We start from the raw sequence: 12,002 nt of genomic DNA, 5'->3' as shown, positions 1-12,002 counted from the left end.
TGCGACTACGCCAGCCGCGACCGCTTTACTGCACGGCCGTCCGGGCGTTGCCTTGCTGCTGCTCGCGGTGTTGCGCGACGATGCGGCTCGCGCGCTGCGCGTTCTCCGGATAGTCGATCCAGTCGAACGGATCGTAGCCGGCGGCGAGCCATTCCGCGAGGTCAGCGCGGACCTGGGCGCGCGTTTTCGGCGCCGACGGGTCGGCGGGCTGCGTCACCGCTTGCGCGTAGACGGTGCTGATACCCACGGCGGCCAACAGCGCGCCGAGTCCAATGCGGGAAGACAGTTTCATGGCGAGCTCCTGCGGAGCGGAAAAACAGCCGGACCTGGTGGTTTTTCGGTGCGCCGGGTAAGGCGGTACAAGCAACGCACCACTTCTGCCGGCAAATCGAACCCGCCGCGAGCCTCGTTCGCCACCTCAGCGCAAGCAACGCGCAAGCGGGCGGGTATGCCGAAACGTCGACGCTAATCCGCGCCGAATGGATGTCCTGACAAATATCGTCCTATCACGCCGATGGCTTGTTGAAGCGTTCCAGCCCCGCACTCACGAGGTCGATCGGCAGCGGAAACACGATCGTCGAGTTCTTGTCGGCGGCGATCGTCACCAGCGTCTGCAGATAGCGCAACTGCATCGCCTGCGGTTGCCGCGCGAGCGTCTGGGCCGCCTCCAGCAACTGCTTCGATGCCTGCAACTCGCCTTCGGCGTGAATCACCTTCGCGCGCCGTTCGCGCTCGGCTTCGGCCTGACGCGCAATCGCGCGGATCATCGTTTCATTGATATCGACGTGCTTGATCTCGACGATCGATACCTTGATGCCCCACGCGTCGGTTTGCGAGTCGAGCACTTTCTGGATGTCGGTGTTCAACTGCTCGCGCTCCGACAGCAGCTGGTCGAGGTCGTGCTTGCCGAGCACCGCGCGCAGCGTCGTCTGCGCCAGCTGGCTGGTCGCCTCGAAGTAGCGCGCGACCTGGATCACCGCCTTCTCCGGATCGACGACGCGGAAATACACGACCGCGTTGACCTTGACCGATACGTTGTCGCGCGTGATCACGTCTTGCGTCGGCACGTCGAACACGATGGTGCGCAAATCCATGCGCACCGCCTGCTGCACGATCGGAATGATCAATACGAGCCCGGGCCCCTTGACCTTCCAGAAGCGGCCGAGCATGAACACGACGCCGCGTTCGTACTCGCGAAAAATCCGCACCGACGACGCAATCAGCACGACCACGAGCAGGATCAGGATGCTGCCGAAGCCGAATGTGAAGCCGATCATGAGCGTTCTCCTTGTAAGGCGTCGACCGACGTGACGGGCACCACGGTCAGTGTGAGGCCGTTGCGCGCCGTCACGCGCACGCTCTGACCCGGTGCTGCCGGCGTGGTGCTCGAGACGCGCCAGCGCTCGCCGTGCACGCGCGCCCAGCCGGCCAGCGGGCCGGCCGCCGCGTGTTCGGGTTCGGGCAGCAAGCCGCCGTCCAGCACCACGCCGAGGCAGCCGATCAGCGCCTCCGAGCCCGTCACCACGGGCCGCCGCCGCGCGCGCAGCGCGAGCCGCGACACGCCGAGCACGAACGCGACGCTGAACACGACGACCGCGGCGATCAGCGGCAGCGGGATGCCATAGCCGGGCACGCCGGTATCCATCAGCATCGTTGCGCCGACCACGAACGCGACTACGCCGCCGAAGCCGAGCGAGCCGAAGGTCGGCAGGAACGCTTCGCCGATCAGGAAGGCAATGCCGAGAAAGATCAGCCCGAGGCCGACGTAGCTGATGGGCAGCATCTGCATCGCGAACAGGCCGAGCAGCAGGCTGATCGCGCCGACTACGCCGGGCAGCACGAAGCCCGGATTGGCGAATTCGAAGAAAAGGCCATACATGCCGAGCATCAGCAGAATCAGCGCGACGCTCGGATCGGTGATCACGGCGAGAAAGCGGCTGCGCCAGTCGGGTTCGAGCGTGATCAGCGGCGCATGCGCGGTGTGCAGCGTGACGCTGCCCGCGCTCGTGACGTACGTGCGGCCGTCCACCTGGCGCAGCAGGTCCGGCACGTCGCGCGCGACGATATCGACGACGTGCTGCGCGAGCGCTTCCTCATCGGACAGGCTCACCGCTTCGCGGACCGCGCGCTCGGCCCACTCGGCGTTGCGGCCGCGCATCTGCGCGAGGCCGCGGATGTAGGCGGCGGCATCGTGAACCTGCTTGCGCAGTTCGGTCGATTGGGTGTCGAGTGGCAGAGCGCTCGCGGCTTCGGATGATGCGCCGGGTGACGCAGGCGCAGGCGCGGACGCGCCGCCAGGCAGCGTGCGCATGTGCGGCAGCCCCGGCGTACCTGGGGTGGCTGGCGTTGCCGGCGGGCCGCCGGCGGGCGGCTCGTTGCCGCCGATGCCCATCTCGATCGGCGTCGCGGCGCCGAGATTGGTGCCCGGCGCCATCGCCGCGATATGGCTCGCGTAGACGATGTAGGTGCCGGCGCTGGCCGCACGCGCGCCGCTCGGCGCGACGAAGGTCGCGACCGGCACCGGCGAGGCGAGGATCGCCTTGATGATCTGCCGCATCGACGTATCGAGGCCGCCGGGCGTGTCGAGTTGCAGGACCGCGAGCTGTGCACGCTGGCTGGCCGCGCGCTGCAAGCCCCGCACGATGAAATCGGCGGTGGCCGGTCCGATCGCGCCATTCACCGGAATCACGACGACGCTGTTGGCGGTCGCGGCGGCGACGTTCGCCGCGCTCGCCGCATTGGCCGCTTGCAGCGGCGCCAGCGCTTCGCGCGTCGCGAAGCCGAACGCGCATAGCACGCCGAGCACGGCGATGCCGCGCATCAAACGGCCCACGATGCCGCCGCGGATAAGCGGCCTGCGCGGACCGGACTGCCGGAGCGGGAGACGCGGAGTCGTGTTCATCGCTGACGGCCGTCGCGCCAGCCGGTGCGAACCGGCGGCGCGGGCCCCTACCCTCGATCAAGGCTGGCCTGTTGCCGCTTAAAGCTTAGTCCGATTCGGCGCGTCGCGTGAGATCGAGCCCCGCGGCCCGGGCCGGCCGGTAGTCGGTCGGGCGCATGCCGGTCCATTTGCGGAACGCGCGATGAAACGCGCTCGGCTCCGCGAAGCCGACGGCGTTGGCGATATCGGCGATGGTGCGCTGCGTGCGCTGCAGTTCGGCGATCGCGATGTCGCGCCGCAGCGCGTCCTTGATTGACTGATACGTGTGGCCCTCCTGCTTCAGGTGCCGCCGCATCGTCGCCTCGGCGACGTGCAGGCGCGCGGCCATCTGATCGGCCGCGGGCCAGCCCGACATCGGCAGCGCGCGCAGCGTCTTGCGCACGCGCCCGGCGAGCGAACCCGGATTGCGGTACTTGACGATGAAGCTGCCCGGCGCATCGCGCAGAAACGGCCGCGCCGAGCGCGAAGTCTGGATCACCGGCAGTTCCAGAAACGCAGGGTCGAGATCGACGGACGACTCCGGCTCGTCGAAATACATGTCTTCGCAGAACATCAGCCGGTATTCGTGCGCGGCCGGCGGCGCGGCGCAGCGAAAGCGCGCTTCGAGCAACGGAATGCGCCGGCCGACGAGCCAGCACACGAGCCCGTACACGAGGATGAAATACGTCGCGTAAGCGAACATCGCCGGCTTGCGCGTGCCCGCGCGCTCGACGAACTTCAGGCGCACGCGCTGCGCGTCGGTGTCGATCGTCGCGCCGAGATCGTCGAGCACGAGCCGCATGAAGCCGACCGCGCGCGCAAGCGCCTGCGCGCCGTTGCGCGCGCCCAGCGCCGTCTGCGTCATCGCGATGAAGCTGCCGCTTTTCATCGGATGCGAGTCCTGGCCGAAGAATTCGTCGTCGAGCGCGCGTGCGATGCCGGCCCACAGCGCGCCGTATTGCGCCGACGATACCCGGCTTTTCGGCGACGCGAGCATCGCCGCGGCAATGCCGGCCGCTTCGGCGAGCGCTCGCGCGTCGAGGCCGCGCGCCGTCGCGAGCGCGAGCGTTTCCTCGACGAGACTGACGGAGATCGTGCCTTTGTCGCTTTTCATCGGGATTCGGCCTTTCTGGCAAAAGCGCTCAGCATAGGCTGGGTCGTGGTTCATGAAGCCCCCTGAAATGGCGAGGCTCCATGCACGTGCATGGTAGCAGTATGGCAAAAGCGCTCAGCAAGAATGAGCGGAGCGAGCATCGAACGGCGCGGGCCGCTTGCCTACACTTGCCGCATCACCGCGAACGCCAGCACGGCCGTCAGCACCAACGAGGACGCAGTCATGGACAGCTTCTACACCGACGAACAACGGATGATCCGCGACGCCGCGCGCGACTTCGCGACCGAATGCCTCGCGCCGCACGCGGCGCAATGGGATCGCGACGCGCAACTGCCGGCGGGGGTCGTCGCGCAGCTGGGCGAACTCGGCTTTCTGGGCATGATGGTGCCGGCCGAGTGGGGCGGCTCCTACACCGATTACGTCGCCTATGCGCTCGCGCTGGAAGAGATCGCGGCCGGTTGCGCCGCCTGCGCGACGCTGATGAGCGTGCACAACTCGGTCGGCTGCGCGCCGATCCTGAACTTCGGCAGCGCCGCGCAGAAAGACCGCTATCTGCGCGAGCTCGCCATCGGCCGGACGATCGGCGCGTTTTGCCTGACCGAGCCGCAGGCGGGCTCCGAGGCGAACAATCTGCGCACCCGCGCGGAGCGGCGCGACGGGCAGTGGATTCTGAACGGCAGCAAGCAGTTCGTGACCAACGGCGCGCGTGCCGGTCTCGCAATCGTGTTCGCGGTCACCGATCCCGAGCGCGGTAAGCGCGGCCTGTCCGCCTTCATCGTGCCGACCTCGACGCCGGGTTTCGACGTCGGCCGGCCGGAGCACAAGCTCGGCATTCGCGCGTCCGACACCTGTCCGATCTCGCTCGATCAGTGCGCGGTGCCCGAGGCCAATCTGCTCGGCGAGCCGGGCGAGGGTCTGCGCATCGCGCTGTCGAATCTCGAAGGCGGACGCATCGGCATCGCCGCGCAGGCAGTCGGCATTGCGCGCGCCGCGTTCGACGCCGCGCGCCGCTACGCGAACGAGCGCGAACAGTTCGGCAAGCCGCTGAAAGACCACCAGACGATCGCGAATATGCTTGCCGACATGGCGACGCGCCTGAATGCCGCGCGCCTGCTCGTACATCACGCGGCACGGCTGCGCTCGGCGGGGCGGCCGTGTCTGTCGGAGGCGTCGCAGGCGAAGCTTTTCGCGTCGGAGCTTGCGGAGGAGATCTGTTCGAACGCGATCCAGATTCATGGCGGCTACGGCTATCTGGAGGACTATGCGGTCGAACGCCACTATCGGGATGCACGGATCACGCAGATTTACGAAGGGACGAGCGAAGTGCAGCGGATGGTGATCGCGCGCCATGTTTGAGGGCGGCGTTTGAGCGCACAATAGCCTGGCCGTGGATGCTCGCCTGGATCTCCGCGGCGAAAAAAACCGAGCGCGCCCCGCGCCACTCGCAACTACGTTGCATGAGACCGAAGTAAGCGCTAAAGCGCTAACTCTGGTCGACAGGAGACGACGATGACAGCAGCGAAAGCCTTTCTCGAAGCGCGCGATCTGCTAGTGCGCCATCGCACCGACTACGAGCGCGCGTACCGCGAATTCGCGTGGCCCGCGCTCGGCGAGTTCAACTGGGCGCTCGACTACTTCGACGCGATCGCGCATGACAACGACAACCCCGCGCTGTGGATCGTCGACGATCCTTCCAGCGACGGCCTGCGTCTGTCGTACGCGCAGATGTCGGAGCGCTCGTCGCGGATGGCGAACTTTCTGCGCGGCGCGGGCGTCGGCCGCGGCGACCGTGTGCTGCTGATGCTGCCGAACCGCGTCGAGCTATGGGACGTCATGCTCGCCGCGATGAAGCTCGGCGCGATCGTGCTGCCCGCCACCACGCAGCTATCCGCCGAGGACGTGCGCGACCGCGTGCAGATCGGCGGCGCGAAGTTCGTCGTGGTCGACAGCGCGGAGCTGGGCAAATTCGATGCGCTCGACGTGCCGCTCACCCGCCTGTCGGTCGGTGCGCCGCGCGACGGCTGGATCGATGTTGCCGCCGCGTACGAGGCTTCGCCGCATTTCACGCCGGACGGTGTCACCCACGCCAGCGATCCGCTGTTGCTGTACTTCACGTCCGGCACCACCTCGAAGCCGAAGCTGGTCGAGCATACGCACCAGAGCTATCCGGTCGGGCATCTGTCGACGATGTACTGGATCGGCCTGCAACCCGGCGACATCCATTGGAACATCAGCTCGCCGGGCTGGGCCAAGCACGCGTGGAGCTGCTTCTTCGCGCCGTGGAACGCGCAGGCCTGCGTGTTCGTGTTCAACGTCCCGCGCTTCGTGCCGAAAGACACACTCGCCGCGCTCGTGCGCTTCAACGTCACCACGCTGTGCGCGCCGCCGACCGTCTGGCGCATGCTCGTGCAGGAGCCGCTCGGCGACTATCCGGTGAAGCTGCGCGAAATCGTCGGCGCCGGCGAGCCGCTGAATCCGGAGGTCATCGAGCGCGTCAGGCACGCGTGGGGCATTACGATTCGCGATGGCTACGGCCAGACCGAAACGACCTGCCAGATCGGCAATTCGCCGGGCCAGCCGGTCGTGGCCGGCTCGATGGGGCGTCCGTTGCCGGGCTACCGGGTCGAGCTGCTCGACGCCGACGACCAACCGGTCGGCGAAGGCGAAATCGCGCTGCCGCTTGCCGAACGGCCGCTCGGCCTGATGACGGGTTACGCGAACAACGCCAACGCGACCGCGCAGTCGATGCGCAACGGCCTCTATCGCACCTCGGATGTCGCGCTGCGTCGCGACGACGGCTACTACGTGTACGTCGGCCGCTCGGACGACGTGTTCAAGTCGTCCGACTATCGCCTGAGTCCGTTCGAACTCGAAAGCGTGCTGATCGAACACGAGGCGATCGGCGAGGCGGCCGTCGTGCCGAGCGCGGACGCGTTGCGTCTGGCGGTGCCGAAGGCGTTCGTCACCGTGCGTCACGGCTACGAAGCCGGTCCCGAACTCGCGCGCGCGGTGTTCGCGTTCTCGCGTGAAAAACTCGCGCCGTACAAGCGGATTCGCCGTCTGCAATTCAGTGAACTGCCGAAGACGATCTCCGGCAAGATCCGCCGCGTCGAATTGCGGCGCCGCGAAATGGAGCGCGCAGCCGAGCCCGCGCGTCTGCCGGACGAGTATTGGGAAGAGGATTTTCCCGACTTGCGGTGACTGTCTTTATTCCTCGCCATTGCTGGTTTGCCGCCCCGGTTTGAATCGCACGCGTTGAATTCGAGCTTCGGATTCGACGCGTCGGGGCACTGTTTTCTAAATCACAGGAGTTTCAGCATGAGCACCCTTGCTTCGAACGAGACCGGCCGCGACGTTGCCGGCGCCGTGGCCACCGTCAAACTGCTGATCAACGGCGAGTTCGTCGAATCGAAGACGACCGAGTGGCGCGACATCGTGAACCCGGCCACGCAGGCGGTCCTCGCGCGCGTGCCGTTCGCGACCGTCGCGGAGGTCGACGCGGCGGTGCGCAGCGCGCACGCCGCGTTCAAAACGTGGAAGGACACGCCGATCGGCGCGCGCATGCGCATCATGCTGAAGTACCAGGCGCTGATTCGCGAGCATATGCCGCGCATCGCGAAGACGCTGTCGGCCGAGCAGGGCAAGACGATTCCCGATGCCGAGGGCGACATCTTCCGCGGTCTGGAAGTCGTCGAGCACGCGTGTTCGATCGGCACGTTGCAGCAGGGGGAGTTCGCCGAGAACGTCGCCGGTGGTGTGGACACCTACACGCTGCGCCAGCCGCTCGGCGTATGCGTCGGCATCACGCCATTCAATTTCCCCGCGATGATCCCGCTGTGGATGTTCCCGATGGCGCTCGTGTGCGGCAATACCTTCGTGTTGAAGCCATCCGAGCAGGACCCGCTGTCGACGATGCAGCTCGTCGAACTGGCGCTCGAAGCCGGCGTGCCGAAGGGCGTGCTGAACGTCGTGCACGGCGGCAAGGAAGTCGTCGATGCGCTGTGCACGCATGAACTGGTGAAGGCGATTTCGTTCGTCGGCTCGACGGCGGTCGGCACGCACGTGTATCGCCTCGGCAGCGAACACGGCAAGCGAGTGCAGTCGATGATGGGCGCGAAGAACCACGCGGTCGTGCTGCCCGACGCGAATCGCGAACAGACCCTCAACGCGCTCGCCGGCGCCGCGTTCGGCGCGGCCGGTCAGCGCTGCATGGCGAGTTCGGTGGCGGTGCTGGTCGGTGCCGCGCGCGAGTGGCTGCCCGAACTCGTCGCGAAGGCGAAGACGCTGAAGGTCAACGCGGGTCACGAGCCGGGCACCGATGTGGGGCCGGTCGTGTCGCGCGCCGCGAAGCAGCGCATTCTCGGTCTGATCGACGCGGGCGTGAAAGAGGGCGCGACGCTCGTGCTCGACGGCCGCGATGTGAACGTGCACGGCTACGAGCAGGGCAACTTCATCGGCCCGACGGTGTTCACCGACGTGACGGCCGACATGGAAATCTACCGCACCGAAATTTTCGGGCCGGTGCTCGCGGTGCTGAACGTGGCGACGCTCGACGATGCTATCGCGCTCGTCAACGCGAACCCGTTCGGCAACGGCGTCGGCCTCTTCACGCAAAGCGGCGCGGCGGCGCGCAAGTTCCAGAGCGAGATCGATATCGGCCAGGTCGGCATCAACATTCCGATCCCGGTGCCGGTGCCGTTTTTCAGCTTCACCGGTTCGCGCGGCTCGAAGCTTGGCGATCTCGGTCCCTACGGCAAGCAGGTCGTGCAGTTTTACACGCAGACCAAGACGGTCACCGCGCGCTGGTTCGACGACGACACCGTCAACGATGGCGTCAACACGACGATCCGCCTGCGTTGAAGGGACTGAGGGCACACCCGGAGACGACACCATGAAAATAGGCTTTATCGGACTCGGCAATATGGGCGCGCCGATGGCGCTGAACCTGCTGAAGGCGGGCCACGCGCTCAACGTGTTCGACCTTAGTGCGGAAGCTGTGCGCACGCTCGTCGACGCGGGCGCACAGCCGGCCCGCTCACCGCAAGCCGCCGCGAGCGACGTCGAATGCGTGATCACGATGCTGCCCGCCGCGGCTCACGTGCGCAGCGTGCTCGTCGCGGACGACGGCATCCTCGCCGGCATCGCGCCGGGCGTGCCGATCATCGATTCGAGCACGATCGATCCCGCCAGCGTGAAAGCGTTTGCCGAACTCGCCGCGGCTCATGGCAACAACTTCGTCGACGCCCCGGTCTCGGGCGGCACCGGCGGCGCGGCGGCGGCCACGCTGACCTTCATGGTCGGCGGCAGTGCGAGCGCGTACGAGCAGGTCAAGCCAGTGCTGTCGGCGATGGGAAAAAACATCGTGCATTGCGGCGACACCGGCACGGGCCAGGTCGCGAAGATCTGCAACAACCTCGTGCTCGGCATCTCGATGGCGGGCGTCGCCGAGGCGATGTCGCTCGGCGAGGCGCTCGGTATCGACACGAAGGTGCTCGGTAGCATCATCAATACGTCGACCGGGCGCTGCTGGAGTTCGGACACGTATAACCCGATGCCGGGCGTGATCGCGACCGCGCCGTCCTCGCGCGGCTATACCGGCGGCTTCGGCACCGACCTGATGCTGAAAGACCTCGGCCTCGCCACCGATGCCGCGCGCGGCGTGCGTCAACCGGTCTATCTCGGCGCGCTCGCGCAGCAGCTCTATCAAACGATGAGCGCGAACGGCGCGGGGCGCCTGGACTTTTCGGCGGTGATCAAGCTGTATCGCTCGCGTGAGCGCGGCGGTAACGGCCAGGGAGGCACGCAATGATCGACCTCGATTACGCACATGACGGCGCCGTTGCTTTGATCACGTTGAAACGGCCCCCCGCGAACGCTTTCACGCCTGACGGTCTGCTGCAATTGCAACGCACCGTCGCGCAGTTGAACGCCGATGCGCGCGTGCGCTCGCTCGTGATCACCGGCGACGGTCCGAAGTTTTTCAGCGCGGGCGCCGATCTGAACACGTTCGCCGACGGCAATCGCGAACTCGCGCGCACCGCGGCCGCGCGTTTCGGCGCGGCCTTCGAATCGCTGCAGAACGCGCGGCCCGTCGTCATCGCGGCGCTCAACGGCTTTGCGATGGGCGGCGGTCTCGAATGCGCGCTCGCCTGCGATATCCGCATCGCCGAGCAGCATGCGGTGCTGGCGCTCCCCGAGACGGCGGTCGGTCTGCTGCCATGCGGCTGCGGCACGCAGACGCTGCCGTGGCTCGTCGGCGAAGGCTGGGCCAAGCGGATGATTCTGACCGGCGAGCGCGTCGATGCGGCGACCGCGCTCAGCATCGGTCTCGTCGAAGAAGTGGTGGAGCGCGGCGCCGCGCGTGAAGCCGCGTTGAACATGGCGCAGCGCGTCACCGGTTTGAGCCCGCAGGCGGTCAGCTTCAGCAAGGCGCTGATCCATCAGGCGCGGCATGGCGTGCCGCGGGCCGCCGCGCTCGCGCTTGAACGCGAGCGCTTCGTCGATCTGTTCGATGGCGCCGATCAGCGCGAGGGCGTCAACGCGTTCCTCGAAAAACGCGCGCCGCGCTGGCAGACGAGCCGTGCATCGCGGGAGACGCAGCGATGAGCACTTTGCGCGGCTTTGCGGTCGAAATGCGCGCCGCGACGAACCCGCAAGCCGAACCCGACGTGCTGTTTCGCGTCGTCAACCGCGTGGCGATCATCACGCTGAACCGGCCTGCCGCGCTCAACGCGCTGTCGCACGCGATGGTGCGCGAACTCGCGGTGCTGGTCGAGCATTGCCGCACCGATGCCAGGATCGTCGCGCTGGTGCTGAAGGGCGCTGGCGACAAGGGCTTTTGCGCGGGCGGCGACGTGCGCGAGGTACATCGGCTCGCGACGCAGGGCGACCCACGCTGGCTTGCGTTCTTCGTCGACGAATACCGGCTCGATCACGCGTTGCACACGTTTCCGAAGCCGGTGGTCGCGCTGCTCGACGGCATCGCGATGGGCGGCGGCATGGGCCTCGGCCAGGCGGCGCGGCTGCGCATCGTGACCGAACGCAGCCGCATCGCGATGCCGGAGACGCGCATCGGCTTCGTGCCCGACGTCGGCGCGAGCCGCTTTCTGAGCGTGATGCCGGCCGAGCTTGCGCTGTATGTCGGGCTGACCGGCGCGACACTAGCGGGCGCCGACGCGATGCGCCTGCAACTGGCCGACCTGTGCGTGCCGGCCGACTGGCTCGCGAGCTTCGAGGAACGTTTGCAGCGCATGTCGCACGACGGCGAGCGCATCGACGCGCTGCGCGCCGTGTTCGAGCCGCCGTGCAATATCGTGCCGCACGCGCCGCTCGGCGCGCTGACGCAACTGATCCTGCGCCACTTCGACCGGCGTTCGGGCGTCGAGCGCATCGTCGCGACACTGCGTCAGGATCTCGAACGCGAACCGCCGCGCGAGGTGCGGCAATGGCTGCAAGCGACCTACGACGCACTGACCGCCCATTCGCCGACGATGCTGCACGTGACGCGCGAAGCGCTGCTGCGCGGCCGGCAGATGACGCTTGCCGAATGCTTCCGGATGGAGCTCGGCATCGTGAAGCGCTCGATCGAGGAAGGCGATTTCCGCGAGGGCGTGCGCGCGCAACTGATCGACAAGGACCGTCGGCCGCGCTGGTCACCGGCGACGCTCGCCGATGTGCAACCCGAGCGCGTGCGGCATTTCCTGAGTTCGCCGTGGCATGGCGACGCGCATCCGCTGGCGGCGCTGGGCGCGGAGCATGGCGACTGACTTGCGCGGCGTATCGCATGCCGCGCGGGGCGCGCGGCCCGGCGCACCCGCGCCCGCCCTTAGGTCTGCTTGGCATGTCCCGCCCATCAGCCGCCGGTGCCAATTGTGGTGTGGCGGACACAGACTACGCGCGCCAATTGACATCTTTCCGGGCGCAATCTTAGATAGATAGTTCAGCCCCGTCCCGACCGGCAAAGCCTGC

The 12,002-nt window shown here is 67.4% G+C and carries 10 protein-coding genes; 6 read left to right on the top strand and 4 right to left on the bottom strand.

Annotated features, from left to right (window positions below; translation table 11 throughout):
* Positions 1-25: 25 nt before the first annotated feature.
* The 4 genes from OKW38_RS26635 to OKW38_RS26620 all read right to left on the bottom strand — a co-directional run bounded on the left by OKW38_RS26635 (position 26) and on the right by OKW38_RS26620 (position 4,034).
* Positions 26-292, bottom strand: a complete 267-nt coding sequence (locus OKW38_RS26635) for a DUF4148 domain-containing protein (RefSeq protein WP_090806533.1) — start codon at positions 290-292, stop codon at positions 26-28.
* A 214-nt stretch (positions 293-506) separates the two neighbouring features.
* Positions 507-1,277 carry a slipin family protein gene (locus OKW38_RS26630; protein WP_090806531.1) on the bottom strand — a complete coding sequence of 257 codons (771 nt, stop codon included), beginning with the start codon at positions 1,275-1,277 and terminating at the stop codon, positions 507-509.
* Positions 1,274-2,902 (bottom strand): NfeD family protein, encoded by a 1,629-nt coding sequence (locus OKW38_RS26625; protein WP_429363931.1) that lies wholly within the window; start codon positions 2,900-2,902, stop codon positions 1,274-1,276. Before OKW38_RS26625 ends, OKW38_RS26630 begins: the two co-directional genes overlap by 4 nt.
* Before the next feature lie 85 nt (positions 2,903-2,987).
* Entirely contained in the window at positions 2,988-4,034 is a 1,047-nt protein-coding gene (locus OKW38_RS26620) for an AraC family transcriptional regulator ligand-binding domain-containing protein (RefSeq protein WP_429363929.1), read from the bottom strand.
* A gap of 222 nt (positions 4,035-4,256) precedes the next feature.
* Here OKW38_RS26620 and OKW38_RS26615 point away from each other — a divergent pair, with 222 nt between their 5' ends.
* The 6 genes from OKW38_RS26615 to OKW38_RS26590 all read left to right on the top strand — a co-directional run bounded on the left by OKW38_RS26615 (position 4,257) and on the right by OKW38_RS26590 (position 11,800).
* Positions 4,257-5,390 carry an acyl-CoA dehydrogenase family protein gene (locus OKW38_RS26615; RefSeq protein WP_429334592.1) on the top strand — a complete coding sequence of 378 codons (1,134 nt, stop codon included), beginning with the start codon at positions 4,257-4,259 and terminating at the stop codon, positions 5,388-5,390.
* 153 nt (positions 5,391-5,543) lie between these two features.
* On the top strand, positions 5,544-7,235 hold the full coding sequence (locus tag OKW38_RS26610; RefSeq protein WP_429333698.1) for an AMP-binding protein: 1,692 nt from the start codon (positions 5,544-5,546) through the stop codon (positions 7,233-7,235).
* Between the two features lie 117 nt (positions 7,236-7,352).
* Entirely contained in the window at positions 7,353-8,894 is a 1,542-nt protein-coding gene (locus tag OKW38_RS26605; protein WP_184054522.1) for a CoA-acylating methylmalonate-semialdehyde dehydrogenase, read from the top strand.
* A 31-nt stretch (positions 8,895-8,925) separates the two neighbouring features.
* Positions 8,926-9,843 (top strand): 3-hydroxyisobutyrate dehydrogenase, encoded by a 918-nt coding sequence (gene mmsB, locus OKW38_RS26600; RefSeq protein ID WP_429363927.1) that lies wholly within the window; start codon positions 8,926-8,928, stop codon positions 9,841-9,843.
* On the top strand, positions 9,840-10,640 hold the full coding sequence (locus OKW38_RS26595) for an enoyl-CoA hydratase (RefSeq protein ID WP_429363925.1): 801 nt from the start codon (positions 9,840-9,842) through the stop codon (positions 10,638-10,640). The genes mmsB and OKW38_RS26595 overlap by 4 nt, the downstream gene beginning before the upstream one ends.
* Positions 10,637-11,800, top strand: coding sequence for an enoyl-CoA hydratase/isomerase family protein (locus OKW38_RS26590; RefSeq protein WP_429363923.1), 1,164 nt, complete (start codon positions 10,637-10,639; stop codon positions 11,798-11,800). Before OKW38_RS26595 ends, OKW38_RS26590 begins: the two co-directional genes overlap by 4 nt.
* The last annotated feature ends 202 nt before the right edge of the window (positions 11,801-12,002 follow it).

The sequence above is a fragment of the Paraburkholderia sp. MM5496-R1 genome, from assembly GCF_050436205.1.
Taxonomy (GTDB): domain Bacteria; phylum Pseudomonadota; class Gammaproteobacteria; order Burkholderiales; family Burkholderiaceae; genus Paraburkholderia; species Paraburkholderia tuberum.
Note: the sequence above shows the minus strand (reverse complement) of the source record. Positions and strands in the feature narration are given on the sequence as shown.

What these genes read in the sequence shown, in the direction of transcription:
- OKW38_RS26625 (WP_429363931.1), bottom strand. Translation starts at nt 2,902, where the DNA reads ATGAACACGACTCCGCGTCTCCCGCTCCGGCAGTCCGGTCCGCGCAGG.
- OKW38_RS26605 (WP_184054522.1), top strand. Translation starts at nt 7,353, where the DNA reads ATGAGCACCCTTGCTTCGAACGAGACCGGCCGCGACGTTGCCGGCGCC.
- mmsB (WP_429363927.1), top strand. Translation starts at nt 8,926, where the DNA reads ATGAAAATAGGCTTTATCGGACTCGGCAATATGGGCGCGCCGATGGCG.
- OKW38_RS26590 (WP_429363923.1), top strand. Translation starts at nt 10,637, where the DNA reads ATGAGCACTTTGCGCGGCTTTGCGGTCGAAATGCGCGCCGCGACGAAC.
- OKW38_RS26610 (WP_429333698.1), top strand. Translation starts at nt 5,544, where the DNA reads ATGACAGCAGCGAAAGCCTTTCTCGAAGCGCGCGATCTGCTAGTGCGC.
- OKW38_RS26620 (WP_429363929.1), bottom strand. Translation starts at nt 4,034, where the DNA reads ATGAAAAGCGACAAAGGCACGATCTCCGTCAGTCTCGTCGAGGAAACG.
- OKW38_RS26615 (WP_429334592.1), top strand. Translation starts at nt 4,257, where the DNA reads ATGGACAGCTTCTACACCGACGAACAACGGATGATCCGCGACGCCGCG.
- OKW38_RS26595 (WP_429363925.1), top strand. Translation starts at nt 9,840, where the DNA reads ATGATCGACCTCGATTACGCACATGACGGCGCCGTTGCTTTGATCACG.
- OKW38_RS26630 (WP_090806531.1), bottom strand. Translation starts at nt 1,277, where the DNA reads ATGATCGGCTTCACATTCGGCTTCGGCAGCATCCTGATCCTGCTCGTG.
- OKW38_RS26635 (WP_090806533.1), bottom strand. Translation starts at nt 292, where the DNA reads ATGAAACTGTCTTCCCGCATTGGACTCGGCGCGCTGTTGGCCGCCGTG.